This is a genomic window from Nocardioides malaquae, from assembly GCF_015070385.1.
Classification (GTDB): Bacteria; Actinomycetota; Actinomycetes; order Propionibacteriales; family Nocardioidaceae; genus Nocardioides; species Nocardioides malaquae.
Genome location: NZ_JADCSA010001028.1, coordinates 1 through 242, shown reverse-complemented (window position 1 = coordinate 242; position 242 = coordinate 1). Strand labels below are relative to the sequence as shown.

Sequence of the window (242 nt, the reverse complement as noted above, 5' to 3'; positions counted from 1 at the left end):
TTCTATGAGTTCCTAGATCAGGCAGTGCTATTTTCCTCCATATTACTATACCCCACTGCCTGCAGGCCTTTGTCCGCTCAAATGTGTCCCCTCGCCTTTTTATTTTATTTTTACTCTTACTATGGGTAACAGAAGATGGAGGAGAAATGTAGGTTGCTCTGCTCTCAGGAGATGCCGGGCTTTCCCTGTTCCAGTAATGAGAGACTGCTAGTAGGCTAATAGCTTCCTCCTCCCTTTTAGAG

At 45.5% G+C, this 242-nt stretch carries 1 protein-coding gene; it reads right to left on the bottom strand.

The features are described 5' to 3' along the window. A partial coding sequence (locus IEQ44_RS17450; RefSeq protein ID WP_227487708.1) for a hypothetical protein occupies nucleotides 1-242 on the bottom strand: 242 nt, incomplete at both ends.